Source organism: Frankia sp. CeCAU1, assembly GCF_977971845.1.
The window spans coordinates 22,744-44,668 of sequence record NZ_CDWWXA010000017.1; the positions used below are offsets into that span (position 1 = coordinate 22,744).

Sequence of the window (21,925 nt, forward strand, 5' to 3'; positions counted from 1 at the left end):
GTCCCGCTCAGGTCGACGGTCCCGCTCAGGTCGGTGGGCGCGATGCTGCCGGCGGGATCGCCGCGGTCGTCGACCGGGCCGGGGTGCATCCGCAGCCGGTGAGCGCCGCGGCGGCCCGGTCGAGGGCGGCCTTGGTGCTGCCCGCCTCCTCGGCGGGCGAGAGGAACGCGAAGAGGAGCAGCCTGCCGTCCGCGTCGACGAGCTGGCCCGCGAGGCTGCTGACGTTGTGCAGAGTGCCGGTCTTCGCCCGGACGTCACCCGCTCCGATGGCGGTGTCGCCAGTGGTGTAGCGATCACCTAGCGTACCGGAGAACCCGGCTACCGGCAGCCCCGTGAGAATGGTGCGCAGCGCCGGCCGACCGGGGAGGACGGCGGCGCGCAGGATGGCCACAAGGGTCATGGGCATGATCAGGTTTGCGGTGGACAGGCCGCTCACGTCGGCCAGTGCCATCCCTGCGACGGGGAGGCCCGCCTCGGCGAGGACGTCCCTCACCGCGCGGGTGGCGCCGGTGAACGAGGCGGGCAGGCCCCGCCGATGGGCGACGAGCCGTCCCAGGCTCTCGGCGAGATCGTTGTCTGACTGGGTGAGCATGCGTTCGACCAAGACCCGCACCGGGGGGCTGTAGACCGCCGCGACCCGTTGTGCGGCCGGGTCCGCCGGGCCGGTGGCCACCGATCCAACGGATACTCCGGCGGTCATGAGCGCCGCGGCGAAGGCCGTGGTCGCGGCGGCGGCCGGGGTGGGGCTGCGCGGTCCGATGGCTTCCGGTGCCGACCGTCCGGCGTCGACCTCCAGCGCCGAGACCGGGGCGACGTCCCCGTCGGTCACGTAGTTGTCGCGCCATCCTGGTGCCCGGTCCGGACCGACGAACAGCCCTCCATCGCCGATCACCCGAGCCGCCGAGGTGATACCCGCGGCCCGGACCTGAGCGGCGAGATCGCTCAGCCGGGCCAGAGCCGGATAGCCGTCGGGCGCGGTGGAGGCGGTCAGGGTCGGATCTCCGCCGCCGACGAGCCACAGTGTTCCGCCTGATGTGCGGGCGTTCCCGCCCGCGGGCGGGCTGTAGACCACGGTGGTCCGCAGCCGGTCGTCGGGGAAGGTGGTCAACGCGGCCGTGGCGACCGCGGTTTTCAACGTGGAGGCCGGTGCCACGGGGATGCGGGACCGGACGTCGAGGAGCACCCGACCCGACTGCGCGTCTATGACGAAGGCCGCGGGCCGCGCCAGAACGGGATCACCCAGCGGGCCGGCGAGGCGGGCCGCCACCGCCGCGGGCTGCGGGATCGGCGCGGCCGGATCGAGACCGCCGAGCACCGCAGCGCCCGCGCGGTCGGACCCGCTGCCGGCGAGTTCCGCGGCTGATCCGGTGGTGGGACCGACGGACAGGGAGCCGGCGAGCAGCGCGCCGGCCAGGGCGGTGAGCCCCCCTACCCGGGCGACCGGTGCGGCTGACGTCACTCACCGACACTACGCAACCAGCGGGCGGTCGGCGACGGCGCGGCGGGTGAACCCGGATCCGTCGCCGCCGGCCTGCCCGGCGGTGTCCCGCCGCGACGGGACACCGGGGGTGCGACGGGACACCGGAGGTGTCGTGTCGGCGGGCGGCACTGGTACGAAGAAGGCCCCACCGGGCGTGTCGCCGGTGCCCATCATGGTTTCGGTGCCCGGGAGATCCGGCGGTGGAAACGTGGTGGTGCCGGTGCGGTTCGGGTGGGAGGCGGCGTCCGCGACACTAGGTGCGCCGTCGTGGGTGTGACGCCTCGTTGTGGTCACTGGGGTGGGTGGCCCGCGCCCCGGGCGGAGCACATCCACCGCCTGGCAGAGCACGACGTACGGCACCAGCACGACGTACTTACTGCGCTACGAGCACGGTACGGCTCGAACGAGCACCATGTGACAAACGGCGATCGCTCCGGTGCGGACCGGGCGAAGACGAAGGAGACAGGGAGCGGAGTGGACCTTGAGTTCGATGTGACCATCGAGATCCCCAAGGGGCAGCGCAACAAGTACGAGATGGATCACCACACCGGCCGTATCCGGCTTGACCGGATGCTGTTCACCTCCACCCACTACCCGTCGGACTACGGGTTCATCGAGGGAACCCTCGGGCGCGATGGTGATCCGCTGGACGCCCTCGTCCTGCTGGAGGAGCCGACGTTCCCGGGCTGCCTGGTGCGGTGCCGGACGATCGGCATGTTCGAGATGACCGACGAGAAGGGGCCGGACGACAAGGTTCTCTGCGTGCCGGTGGCCGACGTCCGGCAGGAGCACCTGCGGGATCTGCGGCACCTGCCGGAGTTCGACCGGTTGGAGATCCAGCACTTCTTCGAGGTCTACAAGGACCTCGAGCCCGGTAAGTCGGTGGAGGGCGCATCCTGGGTGGACCGCAAGGAGGCTGAGCGGGAGATCCTGGCGTCCATCAAGCGGCTGCGCGAGGCGGAGGCCGCGGAGGCGGACGGGCACGACCAGGAGGCCGAACCCAGGTCGGCCTGATCCCTCCGTCCGGCTTGTGGTATCCGTGACGACCTGTCCCACGTCCCAAGCGGGGTGGGACAGGTTCAGGAACCCACGCGGGGCGGGAGCAGGCCCGGCGCCAGCCCGCCGCCGGGCCGGACGTGCCGGCCATGACGGTTACCTGGCGCATAATGATCGTGCGAGCGGAATCGGGGAGTGAGCCGGAGGCGGGGATTGAACCCGCGACCTATCGCTTACGAGGCGATTGCTCTGCCACTGAGCTACTCCGGCGAACGGCCAGGACTGCACTGGCCCGGGTCGAGTATGCCAGATGCGTCGGCGGGCTCGACCCGGCTGGTGGTCCGGTGGCTGTTCGCGGACCGAGATGCCCGCCGTCGCCCCGGATCCCAGCCGTCCACGGTGATGCCACCAGTGGCGGGCACGGTCTGGAATGCCTCCGTCTCAGGCTGTCATGGCGAGGGATGTGCTATGTCGTCAAAATGGCCCTGAGTCGGCAAATTATCTTCTTTATGTTACATTTAGTTAGTTTTGGGTGCTGCAACACCGTAAATCGCCACCCCCGGTCGCAGTGGTTCCGATGAGGATGCGTAGGGTTTCGCACCATGACCGGGGCCGGAGACGCTGCACCAGCAGCGACGACGCGAGGAGCCTCGCTCCTCGTCGCTGAGGACGATGAGGCATCTCGCACAGCACTTGCGCGCAGTCTGGAGAGATTCGGTTATCGGGTGCTGGAGGCCGCGGACGGCGAGGCCGCTCTTCGGCTCTTCCAGACCACCGAGATCGATCTAGTGGTGCTGGATGTCGCGATGCCCAGGATGGACGGCTTCGCCGTCCTGAGCCGCCTCCGCCAGACCAGCGAGGTTCCGGTGATCATGCTCACCGGGCGGGCCGAGGAGGTCGACCGGGTGGTCGGCCTCGAGTTGGGCGCGGACGACTACGTCGTGAAGCCCTACTCGCTGCGAGAACTGGTGGCCAGGGTGCGCGCCCGGCTTCGCCGACGGCCGGCGGAACCGCCGCCGCAGCGCACCGGGGACGGCAGCGACCCGCTCGTCTACGGAGACGTCTCCATCGACCTGCGGGCCCGCGAGGTCGCCGTCGCCGGGGAGCGCATCGATCTGACCGCGCGCGAGTACGAGCTGCTGGCCTTCCTCGCCCGGCATCCTCGGCGGGTCTTCAGCCGGGAGGAACTCCTCGAGCAGGTGTGGGGCACGCGGTTCCAGGACCCCGCCACCGTCACCGAGCACGTCCGGCGGGTACGAACCAAGGTCGAGGGTCGTCCACCGCAGCGCCGGCTGGTCACGACCCTGCGCGGGATGGGCTACCGCTTCGACCCGTGACGTCCTTCCCGCAGGGCCGTCGTTTCCCCGCCGGCCGTCGTTTCCCCGCCGGCTGTGGAGGTGCTGCCCGGGGGGGAGCAGCTCGCCAAGCCACCGGGGTGGGCGGCGTCGTGGACCCGCCGGGAGGCGCAGACATCCGCGCGGTCGCACGAGGTCCGGCCCCCGCCGTCGAGAACCACGACCACCTGCTGACGCGGAACATCGTGCCGCACGACCCGGCCCGCACCGTGTGGGGTCGTCGCCCGGTCTCCGACCGCGGGCACGGCTTCGGCGAACTCCTCGTAGAGGGGATGTTCGTAACGCAGGCAGCACATCAGCCGGCCGCATGCCCCGCTGATGCGCATCGGATTGAGGGCGAGGTTCTGCTCCTTGGCCATCCGCAGGCTCACCGGCTCGAAGTCGTTGAGAAAAGTGGCGCAGCACAGGTCGCGGCCGCAGGAACCGATCCCGCCCTGGACCCGGGCACTGTCGCGGGCGGACAGTTGCCGCAGCTGGACCCGCGCCACCAGCGTCCGGTTGAGATCCCGCACCAGTTCACGGAAGTCGACGCGGCCTTCCGCGCTGAAGTAGACCGTGTAGCCGCCGGTGGCCATCACGTGGTCAACGCCGACGATCTTCATCGGCAGGTCATGCTCACGGGCCAGGCGACGGGCCGCGACACGCGCCCGGGCGCGTCGGCGCCGGGAGACCTGCTCGCGCTGGATGTCGGACGCGTCGGCCATCCCGACGAGCACCGGCAGGTCGCCGATGTCGTCGCTGACCCACTGGGGCGCCCACATGCAGGTGGCGACCTCGGGGCCCTCCTCGGTGGGGACGAGCACCCGGTCGCCGACCCGGGGGCTGCAGGAACCAGGATCGGCATAGTAGAGCTTGCCCCGTGGGGAGAACGCCACCGCGCACATCATCGGCATCCGACCGGTCACCTCCCTGCGCCCGCCGGGTCCCGCCCGGGCGGACCTGGTCGAAGGGCATGTCCGCGTCGCGATCAGGATATGCCCGGCCTTCCGCCCAGACAGGCCATTACGCCGGTTCGTCCCCACCGCCGGTCGCCGGTCGTCAGGTGTCGCGCAGCGCGAGGGTGAGCGACTCCACCGCGAGCAGTGGGACGAGGCCGGGATTTCTGGCCAGTGACGCCCGGGTCGCGAGGACAGCCTCCAGCCGGCGCAGTGTCTGTTCCGGAGTGCAGGCCGCGGCGTATCCGGCGGCCTCGACGCAGTGATCAGGATGGATCGCGTCGACACCGGCGCCGAGCTGTTGGACCAGGACATCCCGGTACAGCCCCGCGAGGTCCACCAGGGCCCGATCCAGCGCATCGAGGACGGTGCGGCGACCTCGGCTCTTCTGGGTCCGCTCCAGCTCCTTGAGGGCCCCCGCGGCACCCCGCACCACCATCGTCCGGCCCTTGGCCCCCGCCTTGGGGGCCCGCGCGGACCTGGACTTCCCGCCGACCGCCGTGGCACCGACGCCGAGCGCGGTTTTCAGCGCCTCGGTCTCCACCTCGTCGCGTTCCGCATTCGCGGCCTCCGCGTCGGTGTTCGCCGCGTTCACCAGATCGGCCGCCGCGGCCAGGCAGTCACCGACCCGGCCGAGCCGGGCCGGGATGCGCAACACTGCCGCCCGGTTGGCCCGGACCCGCTCATCCGAGGCGAGCCGGCGCGCCAGGGCCAGATGACCCTGGGAAGCCCGCGCCGCCGTCTCGGCGACCTGCTCGTCGACTCCCTCGCGAACCAGCGCGTCGCGGACGTCCGTGGCCGAGGGCAGCCGTAGCGCGACCGTCCGGCAGCGGGAACGGATGGTGGGCAGCACGTCCTCCACGGAGGGGGCGCAGAGCAGGAACACCGCCCGATCCGCCGGCTCCTCGAGGGCCTTCAGCAGGGCGTTCGCCGCGGCCTCGGTGAGCCGGTCCGCATCGGTGATCAGCAGGATGCGCCAGCGGCCGGCTGTCGGGGCGCTGGCGGCGTCGCGTACCAGCGCGCGCACGTCCTTCACACCGAGCGAGAGCCCCTCCGGCTGCACGGTTCGCAGATCGGTGGCCGTGTCGGTGAGCACGGTGTGGCAGCCGGTGCACTCGCCGCAGCCCGGCGGCTCGTTCTCGCAGGTGAGGCTTGCGGCGAAGGCGCGCGCCGCATCCTGGTGACCTGCCCCGGTGGGTCCGGTGAACAGCCACGAGTGCGTCATCCCGGCACGGGCGGCAGCCGGTGCGCCGCCTCCACTCGCGAGCCCGGCACTCGCGGCGGACGCCGCGGCGCTCAGCGCCGCGACCACCGCGTCCTGCCCGACGAGCGTCTCCCAGACCGTCACCGGGCCATCATCCCCGAGCCACGCCGGTCGGAGCGCGTCGGTCAGAGCACACCGAGCAGGACGGCTGGCCGATCGATGCGGCTGGCCATGAACGAGCGGATCTCGGCGTGGATCTCCTCCGGTGACCGCGTCGCGTCTAGCGGAAGGTAACGATCGGGCTCCTTCTGCGCCAGCCGACGGAACGTGTCGCGTACCCGGCCCTGGAAGGTCAACTTCCCGGCGTCGTCCGCCTCGGCCGGGCCGTCCGGCGGCCCCGGCGGCCCCGGCGGCCCCGGCGGCGGATCAGGATACGCGGTCATCCGCGCGCGGCGCAGGACGATCTCGGCTGGCAGATCCAACAGGACCGTGACGTCGGGAAGCAGCGCGTGCGTCGCCCACTGGGTGAGGACGGACAGCTCGTCGGTGCTGAGGGCCCGGCTCACGCTCTGGAAGGCGATGAACGAGTCGACGTAACGATCGGTGATGACGATCGCTCCCCGGGCCAGCGCGGGTTCGATCACCTGCGCGACGTGTTCGGCGCGGTCCGCCGCGGTCAGCAGCGCCTCGGTCCGGGGGTGCAGCCGTACCGTCGGGTCGAGGAGAAGTTCTCGCAGGCCCGTTCCCAGCGCGGTGCCGCCGGACTCGGAGGTCACCACCACCTCCCGGCCGGAGGAGGCGAGCCACGTTCGCAGCAGCTCCACCTGGGTGCTCTTGCCTGCGCCATCGATGCCCTCGATCGCGATGAACAGGCCGGTGCGGCGGGGACGTGTGGCCGCCGGCCGCCGGCCGCGCAGCGCGTTCCACAGCTCGGGCCAGACCGCGGCTCCGGTCGGGTCGTCCATCTGCCGATAGGAGAACAGGCCGACCGCGACGGCGAGCAGCCCGCCGGCGAGCAGGACCGCGGTGACGCCGTCCGCGCGGACGTTGATGTCGCCCCACAGATGGATCCTGTGCGAGCCGATGAGGCCAACCAGCCCGGGCGCGGCGGCGAGCACGAGCAGCAGGTCGATGCGGACCAGCGACTGCACCAGGGCGAAGGTACGCCCCCGCAGCTCGTCGGAGACCTCGGCCTGGAGCAGGGTGTATCCGGTCACCCAGGCCACGCCGGCGAACGCCCCCACCGCGACCACGAGGATGCAGGCGATGACCAGGTTCGGGATGATCGCGACGATCACCAGGGTGATACCCGCCCCGGTCACGCAGACGCCGAACAGGCGGGTCCGACTGTAGTCGCCGAGCAGCTTGGGACCGGCGGCCATGCCGGCGGCGAGGCCGACGAACACCGCGCCGAAGAGCACCCCGTACGCGGAGTCGCCGCCGCCCAGGATCTCGACGTAGAGCCGGCCGAGGGCGATGACGCAGCCGGCGCCGGCGAACCCGCCCAGGATGCCCACGACGAGTCCGCGGACCAGTTTGTCCTGGCCGACGTAGCGCCATCCCTCGGCGATGGAAGCCAAGAACCCGGGCTCGGGGCCGGTCTCCGGCCGCGCGGCCCGTCCGATGCCCTTCAGGCCCCAGATCACGATTGCCGAGCCGAGGAACGTCGCCGCGTTGAAGTACAACGCGAGGTCGACCGAGGAGTCATGGAAGAACGACACGCTGGAGCCGAGCGTCCGTGAGATCGTCGCAAGCATCGTGAAGATCGTCGCGGCGATCGGGGCCGTGCCGTAGGTCATGATCAGGCTGAGGGTGTTGGCGGCCGCGAGCCGCTCCTTGGGCACCAGGTGCGGGACGCTCGCGTCCTTCGCCGGCGCCCACACCAGGGTGACCGCCTCCACCAGGAACGATGCGATGAGCAGCCACTTGAGCGTCCCGATGATCGGGATCGACATGAACAGCCCGAACCGCATGACGTCCGTCACGACCATGGTCAGCCGGCGGTCCAGCCTGTCGGCGAGGGCACCGGCGAGTGGGCCCAGGATCAGGGCCGGCATCAACCGGACGATCAGCAGCGAGCCGATGGCGTACGCCTGCCCGGAGAAGCTCTCCTGGAGCTGGGTCACCAGTGCGGTGGTTGCCAGCAGACCCATCCAGTCACCCAGGCTGGACAGGCTGAGCTGAATCCACATCCGGCGGAACGCGGGGATCCGCAGGACGGCCCGGATGTCGCTGTCGCCTCCGGCGGCGATGGTGGACGGCATTGGCGGCGAGGGAACCGTCGTTACCGGATGCCTGCTCGGCGAGCGGCGGACCCGCGGTCGCCGGACGGGCCAGGGTGGGCGCCGCCCGGCGTCCCGATGTCCGGCTGCATGGTCGGTGGCCACAGGGTCTCCTCCGGACGTCTCGACCGGGGTGGTGGACCTGCCGGTCACATTGGACGACTCTGCGTCACCAGAGGTGGTCTCCGTGTCGCCGATGGTGAACGCCGTAACCTCGGAAACCACCCGGGGCGCGTCCGCTTCTCCAGGTTCTCCAGGGCTCCTACCGATCGGCAGCGCCATCAGTCCGTCCGGCGGGTGCCACTGGACGACGGGCTACCGGAGTCATCGGAGCCATCGGAGCCGCCGCCGTCGTCCGTCACCGTCCGGGCGGTCTTGGACCTCGCTGTGCCGGTCTTCGCTGTGCCGGTCTTCGCGGTGCCGGTCTTCGCGGTGCCGGTCTTCGCGGTGCCGGTCTTCGCCGTGCCCGGCTTGGCCTTGGTGGTTTTCGGGCCGGTCTTGGCGGTGCCGGCTTTCGCGGTGCCCCGGGCAGGACGCTTCGCGGTGGCCGGTCCGCGGGCCCGGCGGTCTGCCAGCAGCTCCGCGGCACGCTCATCGGTGATCGTTTCGACCGTGTCGCCCTTGCGCAGACTGGCGTTGGTCTCACCGTCGGTGACGTAGGGGCCGAACCGGCCCTCCCGCACCACCATCGGCTTGCCGCTGGCCGGGTCGGTCCCGAGCTCACGCAGCGGCGGGCTCTGCGCGGCCTGGCGCCGACCGCGGGCCTTGGGCTGGGAGAGCAGCGCCAAGGCCTCGTCCAGGGTCACGGTGAACAACTGATCCTCAGATTCCAACGACCGACTTTCGGCACCCTTCTTCACGTATGGGCCATAGCGGCCATTCTGGGCGGTGACCTCCTCCCCGTCATCCCCCGCACCCAGAATGCGCGGAAGGGTGAGCAACCGCACGGCGTCGTCGAGGGTCAGCGTCTCCAACGACATGCCACGCAGCAGACTGGACGTGCGCGGCGGGTCAGTGTCGGTGGTGACGTAGGGGCCGAAGCGACCCGCCTTCGCCGTGATGGTCGCCCCCGACGCCGGGTCGATTCCCAGCGTCCGGTCGCCACTGGGCGCGGCCAGCAGCCCCAGCGCTTTGTCGACGGTGAGTTCGTCCGGTGCGAGATCGTCCGGCACGCTGGCACGGCGCTCCCCGTGCTGGACGTAGGGGCCGTAGCGGCCCACCCGGACGACCAGCAGGGTGCCGTCGTCGGTCTCGCCGAGGGGGATCGAGTTCACCTCGCGGGCGTCGATCTCTCCGAGCCGCTCATTGACCAGGTGCTTCAGTCCGTCGGCGGCCGGGTCGGTGCCGTCGCCGGTTCCGAAGTAGAAGCGGGTCAGCCAGGCGGTCGAGGCGGCCGTGCCGGCGGCGATGTCGTCGAGGTCGTCCTCCATCGTCGCGGTGAACCGGTAGTCGACCAGCCGGGTGAAGTGGTCCTCCAACAGGCCGACGACGGCGAACGCGACGAAGCTCGGCACCAGGGCCGAGCCCTTCTTCCACACGTAGCCGCGGTCCTGGATGGTGCCGATGATCGAGGCGTAGGTGGACGGCCGACCGATCCCGAGCTCCTCGAGCGTCTTGACCAGGCTGGCCTCGGTGAAGCGCGCCGGCGGGCTGGTGGTGTGCCCGCGGGGGGTCAGCGAGCGGGTGGTCAGTGGGTCGCCCTGCCGTACGTCCGGCAGCCGCCGCTCCCGGTCCTCCAGTTCCGCGTCTGGATCGTCGGCGCCCTCGACGTAGGCGCGCAGGAAGCCGGGAAAGGTGATGACCTTCCCCGATGCCGAGAACTCGGCGTCCTCCCCAACGGACGAGGTCGCGCCGAGCCGGATCGTGGCGCTCGTGCCGCGGGCGTCCGCCATCTGGCTGGCCACTGTCCGCTGCCAGATCAGCTCGTAGAGCCGGTAGGAGTCGACGTCAAGCTCGCCACGAACCTCACCCGGGGTCCGGAAGTGGTCCCCGGCGGGTCGGATGGCCTCGTGGGCCTCCTGCGCGTTCTTGACCTTCTTGGCGTACGTGCGGGGGCGTGCCGGCACGTACTCCGGCCCGTACAGGCTCGCAGCCTGCGCGCGGGCCGCGGTCAGGGCGGTCTTGGACAGGTTCGTCGAGTCCGTCCGCATGTAGGTGATGTAGCCGTTCTCGTACAGCCGCTGCGCCACCTGCATCGTGCGCTGGCTGGAGAAACGCAGTTTGCGGCTGGCCTCCTGCTGCAACGTCGAGGTCATGAACGGTGGGTACGGCGAACGGCGGTAGGGCTTGGTCTCCACCGAGCGCACCGTGAATGCGGCGTCGGCGAGCCGCTCGGCCAGCGACCGGGCGGTGGCCTCGTCCAGCCGCGTCACCCCGGAGGAGACGAGCTGCCCAGTCGGGGAGAAGTCACGACCCGTCGCGATCCGGTTGCCGTTCAGGGCGATCAGGGTTGCCGGGAGCGGGGTCTTCTCGACCCCGTCGCCGCAGGCGGAGCCGGCGCCGGGTCCGCCCGGCCCGGATCCCGGTGTGCCGTCCGCGTCCGACCACGCCTGGCGGGCGACGGTCGCCCCGAACAGGCCCTCGATGTTCCAGTACTCCGCCGAGCGGAACCGCATCCGGGCACGTTCCCGCTCCACCAGGATGCGGGTCGCCACGCTCTGGACCCGGCCCGCCGACAGCCTCGGCATGACCTTCTTCCACAGCACGGGAGAGACCTCGTAGCCGTAGAGGCGGTCCAGGATGCGACGCGTTTCCTGAGCGTTGACCAGGTTCTTGTCGATATCGCGCGGATTGTCGACGGCCCGCTGGATCGCCTGGGGGGTGATCTCGTGGAACACCATCCGCTTGACCGGCACCGTCGGCTTCAGCGTCTGGAGCAGATGCCAGGCGATGGCCTCGCCCTCGCGGTCCTCGTCCGTCGCGAGGTAGAGCTCGCTGGCGTCTTTCACGAGCGCCTTGAGCTTGCTGACCTGCGGTTTCTTGTCCGGCGTCACGATGTAGAGCGGTTCGAAGTCGTTGTTGACGTCGACGCCGAGCCGAGCCCACGGCTTGCCCTTGTGCGCGGCCGGGACATCGGCGGCACTGCGCGGGAGGTCACGGATGTGCCCGATACTGGATTCGACCTGCCACCCCGGACCGAGATAGCCGGCGATCGTCTTCGCCTTCGCTGGCGATTCCACGATCACCAGGCGGTTGCCCGGGCCGGAGCCGGTGGCGCGGCTGCCGTGGGCGCCGGTGGCTCCGCCTGAGCCGTTCGCCGAATGGCCAGCCTCCGTTCGCCCGTTCGCCGTCCGGCTGGTGGCGCCGGCGGGTACGTCGGCCGATGCCTCGCTCGAGCCGGTCTCCGGCGGGAGCCCGGCCTCGGTGGGCTCGGCGACCGGTGCGGATGACCGCGCGGTCGCCCGTGTCGTCGTCTTCGTGCGCGCTGGCACTTCTCTCCTCGGTGCGACGTGCTCGTTTTAGTGCTCTGTGGGGCGAAAGCGTAGGTTGCTTCTACGGAGCGTAGGTCTCGAACATGGCGGATGTTGCGGAGGCGGAGCGCGTTACTGGATCTGGCGGGGGCGGTGCGGGTGTCCGGCGGACGGTGGTCGTGCGGGCGGCGGCCGTCGGAGTGAGAGCGGTGCTTCGCAGCACCGTACGCCGCCATTCCGTCTCGCGGATCCTCCCGTCCGGGTATGGCGACCGTAGCCCGACGCTCACCCACTGCTTCCCGATCCGATGTGGGTGGCACGGATGGTCCGCTGGCGCATCACCCGGCCCACGGGCGGTACCCGATCCCGATTCCGAGGTTCCATCGGTGTGAAACAGCGCCGCCGACCCGCGTGGCCTCGTGCGAGCCGCGGGGGTCGGCGGTGGCGGAGCGATGTGGGTCAGGCGTTGATCTTCTCGCTGGGAGCCGGTGTCGGTTGTGTCATATCGGGCACATCGTTGATCATTGAGCTCCGTCGCTTGGAGATGATGATCACGGCTGCGATGGCGGCGAGGGCGGCGAGGGCGACACCGATGCGCAGCCCCGTGTTCTCGTCCGCGCCCACCGAGTACTTTACGACCGTCGGAGCGATCAGCAGGCTGACCAGATTCATCACCTTGAGCAGCGGGTTGATCGAAGGGCCGGCGGTGTCCTTGAATGGATCTCCCACGGTATCGCCGATCACCGTGGCCGCGTGGATCTCCGAGCCTTTTCCGCCGTGGTGGCCGTCCTCGACCATCTTCTTCGCGTTATCCCAGGCCCCGCCGGAGTTCGCGAGGAACACGGCCATCAGCACGCCGCCGGCGATGGCGCCGCCGAGGAACGCGCCGAGTGGCGGGTATCCTAGGCCGAAACCGACCGCGATTGGGGCGAGAACCGCCAGCGTTCCCGGTGTAATCAGTTCACGGAGCGAATCGCGGGTGCAGATGTCGACGACCGCACTGTAATCCGGCTTCTCGTCGCCGCTCATGATTCCAGGCCTGGACCGGAACTGGTTGCGTACCTCCAGGACGACCCGCCCGGCCGCGCGGCCCACCGCATTGATCGCGAGCCCGGAGAACAGGAAGACCACGGACGCACCCATGGTGAGCCCGACCAGCGCGTCGGGGTAGGCGATGTTCAGGCCGCCAACGATGCCCCGACCCGCCTCGGGCAGCGCTCCGGCGTCGCGGAGAGCCGTCGTGACGGTGTCGGTGAACGAGCCGAACAGCGCCGAGGCGGCGAGCACCGCGGTGGCGATCGCGATGCCCTTCGTGATCGCCTTGGTGGTGTTGCCGACGGCGTCGAGCGAGGTGAGGATGGCCGCACCCGCCTTGTCCATGTCGCCGGACATCTCGGCGATGCCCTGTGCGTTATCGCTCACCGGCCCGAAGGTGTCCATCGAGACGATGACACCCACCGTCGTCAGCAGACCGGTCCCCGCCAGCGCCACCGCGAACAGCGCGATCGTGACGCTGCCGGAGCCGAGCAGGTAGGCGCCAAAGATCGCGGCACCGATAAGCAGCGAAGAATAGACCGCCGACTCCAGACCCACCCCGATTCCGGCGAGGATGTTGGTGGCTGGTCCGGTGAGCGACGCCTTTGCGATGTCCCGCACCGGCCGGCGGCCGGTCTCGGTGAAATACCCGGTTAGCAGCTGAATGGCGGCGGCGAGCACGATCCCGATCAGGACCGCGCCGATCGCGATCACTCGTGGATTACCGGACTGGGTGCTTCCCTGCATCCCGGGGAAATCGGCGAAGCTCGTCGGGAGGTAGAGCAGTGAGACGGCGACGACGCCGATCGCGGACACCACCGCGGAGATGAAGAAACCCCGGTTGATGGCGGACATTCCGGTGCGGTCACCGGCCCGCGGCGACACCGCGAAGATTCCGATGACCGCGGTCACAACCCCGACCGCCGGGATGAGCAGGGGGAACACCAGGCCGCGTTCGCCGAACGCCTCGACCCCGAGAATCAGCGCCGCGACGAGCGTCACCGCATAGGATTCGAACAGGTCGGCGGCCATGCCGGCGCAGTCGCCGACGTTGTCGCCGACGTTGTCGGCGATCGTCGCGGCGTTGCGGGGATCATCCTCAGGAATCCCCTGTTCCACCTTGCCGACCAGGTCCGCCCCGACATCGGCGGCCTTGGTGAAGATCCCTCCGCCTACTCGCATGAACATCGCGAGCAGAGCGGCGCCGAATCCGAATCCCTCCAGGACCTGGGGGGCGGTGTCCCGGAAGACGAGGACCACGGCCGCCGCCCCCAGGAGTCCGAGACCGACGGTGAACATCCCCACCACCCCCCCGGTACGGAAGGCGATACGGACGGCGGCTCGTTCCCCTCGGGTCATGGCGGCGGCGGCAGTGCGGGTGTTGGCCCGGGTCGCCAGCGACATCCCGACGAATCCGACCAACGCGGAGAAGATCGCACCGACCACGAAGAAGATCGACCGACCGATCTTCGCTCCAGTGTTCTCGGCTGGCAGGAGCAGCAGTACGAAGGGGATGACGACGACGAATCCCGCGAGCGTGGTGAACTGCCGTCTGAGATAGGCGGCGGCGCCCTCCTGGACCGCCCGGCCGACCTCCACCATCCTCGGGGTACCTGGACTCGCCGCCAATACCTCACGAACCAGATAACCGGCAACAAGCAATGCGAGGGCTGCGACTATCGCCACACCGGCGACCAGGCCGAGGGCTCTGCCGCTAAGGTCAATTCCAGAGCCCTCGGCCTGTAGGGCTTGGATCGAGGACATGGCTCCTCCCGGTCTGCTCTGTGCGCCCTCCGTGAGGGTGCCGGTGCTCTCGGGCGCCCTCACGGCGGTCGCCACGGCATCGAGACGGTCACGGCCACGCGCCGCATCCGGCGGCGCTTTGGGCGAGATCGGTCGGTTCTTCCCATTTCTAAGCATCTGACCGGTCTCACGGGGAGCACCAAGGGAATCACGGATGGTTGGATCAGCCGTCCATGAGATGCGGCGGAGTCTATCCACACGTCTGTGACGTGCGCTCGTTTTTCAGCAGCGGCGGCCCGGGTCGCGTGCTCTCGGGTACCTCTCACCGCCCCGGCGATAATCCGGAAACGGATCGATTCAGGAATATTCGGCATAAAAAGATCACTCGTGCTGTTACTGACATGGCAGACTGGCGCCGTGGCTCCACCTCCATGTCAGGTTCCATGTGCCCCGCCTTCGGAACCTGGCGCGGGGCGCATGGCGGCACGGTCGGAGGCTGGAACAGTCGCCGGGCCCAGGCAGGGAGACCGGAGAGGTCCTACACCGCGGATTCGCAGGGGTCCGATGTGGCGCCGGTGTGCCAGGTCATCGCGACAACCGTACCCACGCCGTCGGGGCCGCGCCTGATCTCGATCTCGTCGACGAGTCCCTCGATGAGGGCGAGTCCGAGCCCCGGTGGGAAACCAGAGTTGTCCGCCGAGAGATCGTCGTCCGCCGGTTCCGCCCAACCCGGCGGCTGAGTCGACTCGGATCCGAGTTCGAGCAGGGTGGTCGCGGTGACGAGGCCACCGTCCGGACCGGGGGCGACCTCGTCTCCGGTCCGGCCGCAGTCGGCCACCGTGATGGTGAAGGAATCGGCGCCATCGGTGAGCGCGACATGCACCGGGGCCTGCGGCGCATGCCTGCGGTTGACGCGCACCGCTCGGGTGCATGCCTCCGTCACCGCAAGTTTGATCTCGTCGGCCGCGCTGACCGGAACTCCTGCGCGCCGGCTGACCGCCGTCGCAATCATCCTGGCGGTACGAACGTGCCCGTTCAGTGCAGCGAACCGCAGCTCAACGGTGGGCATACGGCGGGCCTGCCTTTCGCGAAAGAGTGATGTTCGGCTCAGTCGCTCGCGGCAAGGGCTTCCTCGATGGAGGAGTGGATGGGGAAGACCTTGGTCAGGCCGGTGATCCGGAAAATCTTCAGGATGCGCTCCTGAGTGCAGACCAGGCGCAGCGAACCCTCGTGCGCACGCACCCGCTTGAGCCCGCCGACGAGGACCCCGAGGCCCGTCGAATCGAGGAACTCGACGCCTTCCATGTCGACGACGAGGTGGTATGACCCCCCGGACACGAGATCGATGAGCTGCTCGCGAAGCTTCGGCGCGGTGTAGACGTCGATCTCGCCGCCCACCACCACGACCGTGTGGTTGCCTTCCTGGCGTGTCGTGAGGGACAGGTCCACGGATCCTCCTTGTGTGCCTCCGGCCGTCCCGTGCTTCGGGCGACCGACATCACGGCGCCATTACCCTCCCACGAGGAGGATCAATCCGGTGTGCCGCGACACAGATCGCGGGCCCGGTGTTGCGGCATCGCCGGCTGATGACGTCTAATGAAATGTATCCCCGATCTTGGCGCTCGTGTGGGGGTCGACCGACTGCATCGGCGGTTTCGGCGCAGCTGGTCCGGCGGGGACACTCCGTGGTCCGTCTGCCGTCTTGTCATCGGCCTCGCTGCCCGTAGCCACGCCGAGATGATCTTCGGCCCGGGGGCCCGAGAGGGCGATGTTCCGGGGGTTCGTCCGGCTGAGGGGCGCCGTGACCGCGTCGAGACGCATATCCTCGATCGTCGTGGGCTCGCCGGTGGATGTCGACGGCGCGGACACGGCCCTTGCCGGGCTGCGCCGCGACGTGCGACGAGCGCGGTGCATGACGCACATCGAGCGCGTCCCGGCTCGGGACGGCTGCCCGGCGCCATGGCCGGACTGGATCGATCCGGTCCTGCGGGGACGGTGGACGGCCGCCGGGATCGCGAGCCCCTGGAGTCACCAGGCAGCTGCCGCCGAGGCCGCATACGCCGGGCGCAGCGTGGTGCTGGCGACCGGCACGGCCTCGGGCAAGTCGCTTGGCTATCTGATGCCGGTGCTGTCCCGGCTGCTCGCCGAGCCCGGTGCCCGGGCACTCTACCTGGCGCCCACGAAGGCGCTGGCCTACGACCAGCTTAGAGCAGTGCGGTCGCTGCGGCTCACCGGTATCCGGGCCGCCGTGTTCGACGGGGACACGCCGCCGGCCGAACGGGACTGGGTCCGGGCGCACGCCGGCCTGGTCCTGACCAACCCCGACATGCTCCACCGTGGCATCCTGCCCTTCCACCGGCGGTGGACCCAGTTCCTGCGCGGCCTGCGTTACGTCGTCGTCGACGAGTGCCACGGCTACCGAGGGGTGTTCGGCGCACACGTGGCCGCGGTGATCCGCCGGCTGCGGCGGATCTGCGCGCGCTACGGGACCGATCCGGTGTTCCTGCTCGCGTCCGCGACCGTCGCCGATCCCGGGGTCTCGGCCGCACGGCTCACCGGTGTGGAGGTCGAGGTGGTCGACGTCGACGGATCTCCGCGGGGGCCACTGGACTTCATGCTCTACGAACCTCCGCTGCTCACGACCGGGCAGAGCTCGCCGGACCGGGGGGGCCCGACCTCCGCGCCCGGCCCGGGCGAGAACGGCGCCCCCGTCCGCCGGTCGGTGACAGCCGAGTCCGCGGACCTGCTGACGGACCTCGTCGCGGACGGTGTGCGCACCCTGGTCTTTGTCCGCTCGCGACGGGCCGCCGAGGTGGTGGCGGTGACCGCCCGCCGCGAACTCGGTCGGATCACCGCGGACCTCGCCGACCGGGTGGCGGCGTATCGGGCAGGCTACCTGCCGGAGGAGCGACGGGCCCTGGAGGAGGATCTCCGCTCGGGCGCCCTGCTCGGGGTGGCCGCGACGTCGGCACTCGAGCTCGGGGTGGACATCAGCGGGCTGGACGCCACCGTCACCGCCGGTTTTCCCGGCACGCTCGCCTCGCTCTGGCAGCAGGCCGGACGCGCCGGGCGGGATGGCCGGCGATCGCTGGCCGTGCTGGTCGCCCGGGACGATCCGCTTGACACCTACCTGGTGCATCATCCCGAAGCCATCTTCGGACGGCCGGTGGAGGCCAGCGTCTTCGACCCCGACAATCCCTACGTGCTCGCTCCGCACCTGGAGTGCGCCGCGGCCGAGCTGGCGCTGACCGAGGCGGATCTGGCGTTGTTCGGACCGACCGCTGCGTTCGCCGTCGACGACCTGGTCCGCCGAGGACGGCTGCGCCGCCGGCCCACAGGCTGGTTCTGGACGCAACGGGCCCGGCCGGATGTGGACATCCGAGGGGCGGGAGGACCACCGGTTCGCATCGTCGAAGCGCGGACCGGTCGGCTCCTGGGCACCGTGGACGCCGCGACCTCGCACACGACGGTGCACGCTGGCGCGGTCTATCTCCACCAGGGATCGAGCTTCGTGGTCGAGGACCTCGACCTCGAGGAATCCGTCGCGTTCGTATGCGAGTCGACGCCGGAATGGACGACCACCGCGCGTGACCACACCGACATCAGGGTGGTGGAGTCGTCGCGATCCCGGGTGCTGCCCGACGTGGAGGTGCACCTCGGCGTGGTCGAGGTCACCAGCCAGGTCGTCGGATACCAGCGGCGGCTGATCGCGACGGGCGAGGTACTCGGGCAGGAGCCTCTCGATCTGCCGCCGCGTCAGCTGCGGACCCGGGCCGTCTGGTACACGCTGTCCGACGACCTGCTTGCCCGAGCCGCGATCGAGCCTGCGGATGTCCCCGGCGCCGTCCACGCCGCCGAACACGCGGCGATCGGTCTGCTCCCGCTGTTCGCGACCTGTGACCGTTGGGATATCGGCGGTGTCTCGACGGCGCTCCATCCGGACACCGAACGCACCAGCGTCTTCGTCTACGACGGACACGCCGGCGGGGCGGGTTTCGCTGAACGGGGATTCCTCCGAATCGGTGCCTGGCTGGCTGCGACCCGGGACGCGATCGAAGCGTGTGAGTGCCCGGCGGGGTGCCCGTCGTGCGTCCAGTCGCCCAAATGCGGAAATGGCAATGAGCCGCTCGACAAGGCGGCTGCCTGGCGGCTCCTCGCCGCGGTGACCGCCATGATCGGCTAGCCCCGTGACCACTTCGCCGCGGCGTGGTTCCCCCGCGACCGGACCCGGGTATGTCGACCAGATCGACTTTTCTCCGTCGTTTATACCAACGTCCATGGTTCTGGAGGTCTCGGTGGTAACCGTCGGTGTCGTGCTGTTGCTGGTGGCTGGAGTTCTCACCGCGGATCTCGTGTTGGAGAACAGCGGTCACACCGCAGTCCTGATCATGGGACAGATGCTCTCGTTCGACACCTGGGGCCTGTTCGTCCTCGGCCTGGCCACGGGAGTGCTGGTAGCGGCCGGTGTGCAGCTCTTCCTGCAGGGCTTCGCGCGGGATCGCCGCCGCCACCGGATGGAACGCCAGCGCGCCCGGGAGATGGAGGCGCTGGTGCGTTCCGCGCCGCCCGCGCCGCCCGCGCCCGCCACCGGCGGCCCCCGGTCCGTCGAAGCCGCCACCGGCGGGGCGCGAACCCGGACGGCCCCGCCCGAGGCGCGCCCGGCGGCCGCTCCGGCCTCCGTAACCGCTCCGATGCCCGCGGCTGCTCCGATGCCCGCAGCCGCTCCCACCGCGGCGTCCTCGGGCCAGATCATCACCCATCCCCACCGAGGCGACCGGATCGTCGCCCGCGTCGCTGATCTGCGGCGCCGTGACAGTGGCGGTGATGCGGCGAGCGGCGCCGCCCAACCTCGCGAGGGCGTCCGTTCCGGAACCGGGTCGTCCACGCCGACCGGGAAGTAGACACCCTCCGCTCCTCCCCACGGCCCGGCACGGGCGTGGGCGGACAGCTCCGGGAGCGGGCCGAGTACCGTCGGTAGGCGCGCGAGGACCGTCACCTCGACGGCGTTGCCGTCGACCCGGCAGGCTGCCAGCCGCGCCCCGTTGGCTGCGCTGACCTCGTCGGCCCGCGCGCACACCGTCCGCTGGTCGGCGGGCGGCATCGCTGCGGCCGCGAGGGCGGCGAGATCCGCCGCTCCAGCGGCCCGCTGCCGGACCGCGCTGATCACCGTCACGGTGAACGCGACGCTCACCAGCGAGAGCAGCGCGAACAGGACGGCCAGCAGCCATACCGTCGCGGACCCCGCATCGGGGGCCGCGACGGACGGCGCTACCCCCGGCGTGACGGTCGGCAGCGTCCTCAGCCGGCGCGCCCCGCTCACGACACCATCCGGGCCGGGCATCCGGTGGGGGCATCGGACGGAAGATCGACGGTCGCCTCGACGGGGGTGACGGCCCGCGCCGCCACCTCGATGCCGGGAACCAGCCGGCTGACGCCGATGCCACCGACGTGCACCGACACCTGTACCTCGAGCCGACCCGCGCCGCGGTGCAGCGTCACGGTGGAGCCGACGGGTGCCGCCTGGATCACCATGGTGTGCACGGCCGAATCCGGCTCCCCCCTGGCGGCCAGGCGGGCGCCGATGCGTGCCGCGTCGGCGCATCGGGTCTGGGCTGCGACGGCACCGAGCATCCAGGCAGCCAGGAAGAAGACGACGAACAGTGAGGGCAGGCCGATCGCGAGCTCGGCGGTGGCCTGGCCGCGGTCCGACCCGCGGACGGATCTCCCACGTCGGCGGGTCACCGGCTGCGGCGGCCGCTGGGAGGAGCGCACAGGCATCACGGCCGCGCTCAGAACGCCACGGTCAGCGCGCGCTGCACCACCGAGGAGACCAGCGACCGGGTCGCGGAGCTCGATACCACCGCGTAGAGGACGCCGGCGAACGCCACGGCCGCAAGCGTGCCGACCGCGTACTCGGCGGTGGACATGCCGTGGTCGCGGGCCTGGACGGCCGGGCGCCACACGCTGAGAAGCCGCCGGGACACCGGCCATCGCGACAGGCGTCGGCACGAGGAGCGGGCTGCCAGGAACATGAGAACTACCTCCGGGACGGGGGAGGATCGGGATCGAGCGATGGGTCGGACCTGGGCGCTTGGCGCCGCGGTGGCAGCTGGATGATCGGGACTTCAGGCCGGCAACAGCGCGGGGACGGATCCGAGGACCATGGGGACCACTCCGAGCAGGAGAAAGGCGGGAAGGAAGCACAGGCCCAGGGGCGCGACCGCCAGGACACCTGCCCGACGAGCCGCGGCGATGCTCTCCGCGTGGGCTTCGTCCCTGGCACGATCGGCCAGTCGGGTGAGAGTGGCGGCGAGCTTCGCCCCGGACGTCTCCGCGCGATCGAGCGCCGTGATCGCTGCCCGCACCATCCTGGCCCGCCGGGACGGCGGCGTCACGCGGCCGCGGCGAGCCCATCCGGGCAACCGGTCGGTGAGCCGGGGAGCATGACTCGCGGCCACCAGTCGCTCGCATGCGGCGCCCACCGTGGCGCCCGCCGCGAGTGCATCGCCCACGGAGCACAGTTCCGCGCCCAACACGCCACCGGTGGCGGCGCCGACGGCCCGCGCCGCCGACATAATGGTTTCCCCGCTGCGTAGACACGCCGCGATCAGGTCCAGGGCCAGGGGAAAGTCGGCGAGGAGCCGGTTGTGCCCCGCCGCGGCGGAGGTCGGGGGCGCGACGCCCGTTGCATCCACGGCCACCGGCTCTCCCCGTCGCTCCACGCCGTCCGCCAGGCGGCGAAGCCAGCGGACTCCGACCAGGTCGGCGAGCCCGCCCACGAGCAGGCATCCGATCCCCGCCGGCGTGCCCAGCAGCACCGCAATCGGCGCTGCTCCCGCGAGCGATCCCAGGACGATTCCGGCCAGCGGAAGCGAGGCCACCAGCCGTCCGGATGACCGGGGCCCGGCCAGTGCCGAGGTCAGCTCGCCCGCCCGCACCGCGTCGGCGCGGGCGACCGCCGCGAGCATCGTCGCGACGGGCGCCAGCCTTGCGCCGACGGCCGCGCAGACCTGGTAGGCGACTCCGAGCTGCCGCAGTGATGACGCCTCACTGCGGCACAACAACGCACCGGGCTCCTCCGTCCGGTCGAGCGCGGCACCGAGTTGGTCGATGGGCAGCCACGCCGATCGTCCCGCCGGTGCCGCAACGAGTTCGTCGATGCCGCCCGCCGCCCGGCGTAGGGCCTCGAGCTGGGGTGCGCCGGCGTCGAGCTCGGCCGCGAACGCGGCGAGGAGGTCTTCCGCGGCCTGGCGGACCGCCACCTGCCTGCGCCGCTCCCGTGACCGCCGTCGCGCCCGGGCGAGACAGCAGAGCAGCACGGCCATGACGCCCGCAGCCACCGGTCCGGCGGCCAGCGTGAGCAGGACGACACCGAGGACCAGGCCGATTCCTGAACCGATCATGGTTCCGGTCCTCGGCCAGGTGACTGCGATGGTTGCCGGGACGGTCCCCACGCGCTCGAGTACGGTCATGCTCGCCTCCGCA

At 70.7% G+C, this 21,925-nt stretch carries 16 protein-coding genes, 1 tRNA gene and 1 pseudogene; 4 read left to right on the forward strand and 14 right to left on the reverse strand.

Annotated elements, in window-relative coordinates:
* Positions 1–25: 25 nt before the first annotated feature.
* On the reverse strand, positions 26–1,459 hold the full coding sequence (gene dacB, locus AC08OO_RS05460; RefSeq protein WP_476609103.1) for a D-alanyl-D-alanine carboxypeptidase/D-alanyl-D-alanine endopeptidase: 1,434 nt from the start codon (positions 1,457–1,459) through the stop codon (positions 26–28).
* Positions 1,460–1,468: 9 nt separating this feature from the next.
* Positions 1,469–1,846 (reverse strand): hypothetical protein, encoded by a 378-nt coding sequence (locus AC08OO_RS05465; RefSeq protein ID WP_476609102.1) that lies wholly within the window; start codon positions 1,844–1,846, stop codon positions 1,469–1,471.
* Between the two features lie 108 nt (positions 1,847–1,954).
* Here AC08OO_RS05465 and AC08OO_RS05470 point away from each other — a divergent pair, with 108 nt between their 5' ends.
* Positions 1,955–2,494, forward strand: a complete 540-nt coding sequence (locus tag AC08OO_RS05470) for an inorganic diphosphatase (RefSeq protein ID WP_011438664.1) — start codon at positions 1,955–1,957, stop codon at positions 2,492–2,494.
* Positions 2,495–2,674: 180 nt separating this feature from the next.
* On the opposite strand, the gene AC08OO_RS05475 is transcribed toward AC08OO_RS05470, so the two are convergent.
* Positions 2,675–2,746 (reverse strand) — tRNA-Thr (locus AC08OO_RS05475).
* Between the two features lie 332 nt (positions 2,747–3,078).
* On the opposite strand from AC08OO_RS05475, the gene AC08OO_RS05480 reads away from it, so the two are divergent.
* The gene (locus AC08OO_RS05480) at positions 3,079–3,813 is read left to right on the forward strand and encodes a response regulator transcription factor (protein WP_476606465.1); all 735 of its coding nucleotides are present in this window, start codon (positions 3,079–3,081) and stop codon (positions 3,811–3,813) included.
* Here AC08OO_RS05480 and AC08OO_RS05485 read toward each other — a convergent pair.
* The 7 genes from AC08OO_RS05485 to AC08OO_RS05515 all read right to left on the reverse strand — a co-directional run bounded on the left by AC08OO_RS05485 (position 3,795) and on the right by AC08OO_RS05515 (position 15,889).
* Positions 3,795–4,724, reverse strand: coding sequence for a PSP1 domain-containing protein (locus tag AC08OO_RS05485; RefSeq protein ID WP_476609101.1), 930 nt, complete (start codon positions 4,722–4,724; stop codon positions 3,795–3,797). The two genes, AC08OO_RS05480 and AC08OO_RS05485, sit on opposite strands and share 19 nt — an antisense overlap.
* 145 nt (positions 4,725–4,869) lie before the next feature.
* Positions 4,870–6,114, reverse strand: a complete 1,245-nt coding sequence (locus tag AC08OO_RS05490) for a DNA polymerase III subunit delta' (protein WP_476609100.1) — start codon at positions 6,112–6,114, stop codon at positions 4,870–4,872.
* Between the two features lie 41 nt (positions 6,115–6,155).
* Entirely contained in the window at positions 6,156–8,234 is a 2,079-nt protein-coding gene (tmk, locus tag AC08OO_RS05495) for a dTMP kinase (protein ID WP_476609099.1), read from the reverse strand.
* Between the two features lie 299 nt (positions 8,235–8,533).
* Complete coding sequence (gene topA / locus AC08OO_RS05500; protein ID WP_476618289.1) at positions 8,534–11,683, reverse strand: type I DNA topoisomerase; 3,150 nt, start codon at positions 11,681–11,683, stop codon at positions 8,534–8,536.
* A gap of 438 nt (positions 11,684–12,121) precedes the next feature.
* Positions 12,122–14,461 carry a sodium-translocating pyrophosphatase gene (locus AC08OO_RS05505; protein ID WP_476618290.1) on the reverse strand — a complete coding sequence of 780 codons (2,340 nt, stop codon included), beginning with the start codon at positions 14,459–14,461 and terminating at the stop codon, positions 12,122–12,124.
* Between the two features lie 517 nt (positions 14,462–14,978).
* Positions 14,979–15,509 (reverse strand): ATP-binding protein, encoded by a 531-nt coding sequence (locus tag AC08OO_RS05510; RefSeq protein ID WP_476606459.1) that lies wholly within the window; start codon positions 15,507–15,509, stop codon positions 14,979–14,981.
* A 38-nt stretch (positions 15,510–15,547) separates the two neighbouring features.
* Positions 15,548–15,889 carry an STAS domain-containing protein gene (locus AC08OO_RS05515; protein WP_011438656.1) on the reverse strand — a complete coding sequence of 114 codons (342 nt, stop codon included), beginning with the start codon at positions 15,887–15,889 and terminating at the stop codon, positions 15,548–15,550.
* Positions 15,890–16,208: 319 nt separating this feature from the next.
* Between AC08OO_RS05515 and AC08OO_RS05520 the strand changes: the two genes are divergently transcribed.
* Positions 16,209–18,623 (forward strand): DEAD/DEAH box helicase, encoded by a 2,415-nt coding sequence (locus tag AC08OO_RS05520; protein WP_476609095.1) that lies wholly within the window; start codon positions 16,209–16,211, stop codon positions 18,621–18,623.
* 94 nt (positions 18,624–18,717) lie between these two features.
* A complete protein-coding gene (locus tag AC08OO_RS05525; protein WP_476618295.1) occupies positions 18,718–19,341 on the forward strand; it encodes a hypothetical protein in 624 nt (207 codons plus the stop codon).
* 32 nt (positions 19,342–19,373) lie between these two features.
* Here AC08OO_RS05525 and AC08OO_RS05530 read toward each other — a convergent pair.
* The 4 genes and pseudogenes from AC08OO_RS05530 to AC08OO_RS05545 form a co-directional block, all read right to left on the reverse strand.
* A pseudogene (locus tag AC08OO_RS05530) lies at positions 19,374–19,781 on the reverse strand (Rv3654c family TadE-like protein); the annotation flags it as partial.
* Positions 19,757–20,218, reverse strand: coding sequence for a TadE family type IV pilus minor pilin (locus AC08OO_RS05535; protein ID WP_476609093.1), 462 nt, complete (start codon positions 20,216–20,218; stop codon positions 19,757–19,759). The pseudogene AC08OO_RS05530 and the gene AC08OO_RS05535, both read right to left, overlap by 25 nt.
* Positions 20,219–20,229: 11 nt before the next feature.
* Positions 20,230–20,472 carry a DUF4244 domain-containing protein gene (locus AC08OO_RS05540; protein WP_023840725.1) on the reverse strand — a complete coding sequence of 81 codons (243 nt, stop codon included), beginning with the start codon at positions 20,470–20,472 and terminating at the stop codon, positions 20,230–20,232.
* A gap of 93 nt (positions 20,473–20,565) precedes the next feature.
* Positions 20,566–21,925: type II secretion system F family protein (locus AC08OO_RS05545; RefSeq protein WP_476618291.1), on the reverse strand; the 1,360-nt coding region annotated here is incomplete at its 5' end.

What these genes read in the sequence shown, in the direction of transcription:
- AC08OO_RS05480 (WP_476606465.1), top strand. Translation starts at nt 3,079, where the DNA reads ATGACCGGGGCCGGAGACGCTGCACCAGCAGCGACGACGCGAGGAGCC.
- AC08OO_RS05485 (WP_476609101.1), bottom strand. Translation starts at nt 4,724, where the DNA reads ATGCCGATGATGTGCGCGGTGGCGTTCTCCCCACGGGGCAAGCTCTAC.
- tmk (WP_476609099.1), bottom strand. Translation starts at nt 8,234, where the DNA reads ATGCCGTCCACCATCGCCGCCGGAGGCGACAGCGACATCCGGGCCGTC.
- AC08OO_RS05505 (WP_476618290.1), bottom strand. Translation starts at nt 14,461, where the DNA reads ATGTCCTCGATCCAAGCCCTACAGGCCGAGGGCTCTGGAATTGACCTT.
- AC08OO_RS05510 (WP_476606459.1), bottom strand. Translation starts at nt 15,509, where the DNA reads ATGCCCACCGTTGAGCTGCGGTTCGCTGCACTGAACGGGCACGTTCGT.
- AC08OO_RS05520 (WP_476609095.1), top strand. Translation starts at nt 16,209, where the DNA reads ATGTTCCGGGGGTTCGTCCGGCTGAGGGGCGCCGTGACCGCGTCGAGA.
- AC08OO_RS05525 (WP_476618295.1), top strand. Translation starts at nt 18,718, where the DNA reads ATGGTTCTGGAGGTCTCGGTGGTAACCGTCGGTGTCGTGCTGTTGCTG.
- AC08OO_RS05535 (WP_476609093.1), bottom strand. Translation starts at nt 20,218, where the DNA reads ATGCCTGTGCGCTCCTCCCAGCGGCCGCCGCAGCCGGTGACCCGCCGA.
- AC08OO_RS05540 (WP_023840725.1), bottom strand. Translation starts at nt 20,472, where the DNA reads ATGTTCCTGGCAGCCCGCTCCTCGTGCCGACGCCTGTCGCGATGGCCG.